Source organism: Bacillus sp. mrc49 (genome assembly GCF_002803435.1).
In genome coordinates this window covers 1-327 of the sequence record NZ_PHNG01000363.1, presented here as the reverse complement: position 1 = coordinate 327, position 327 = coordinate 1, and the positions used below count along the sequence as shown (strand labels likewise).

At 37.6% G+C, this 327-nt stretch carries 1 pseudogene; it reads left to right on the top strand.

What is annotated here, in order from left to right:
* A pseudogene (locus CVN76_RS31370) lies at window positions 1-284 on the top strand (aldehyde dehydrogenase family protein); the annotation flags it as partial.
* Between the last annotated feature and the right edge of the window lie 43 nt (window positions 285-327).

Sequence of the window (327 nt, the reverse complement as noted above, 5' to 3'; positions counted from 1 at the left end):
TCATTACGGTTGCCAATCATTATTTACCATTTGGCGGTGCGAAACAAAGTGGCGTTGGCCGTTATCATGGCGAACAGGGACTGAAGATATTTTGCCATGAAAAGGCGATCATGGTAGACAATGGTCGAAAGGATACAGAAATTCAATGGTATCCATATGAGGGGAAATACCCAAGCTTTTTATCATTGTTCCGGAACTACTTTTCCGGTAAACCGAACTGGATTGAATTTGGAAAAGATTATATGAAATTGATCAAAATATCCAAAGCGAAACGAAAAGATTGATTGATTTTAAAAAAAGATTGTTATTTTAGATCGGAAGAGCGTC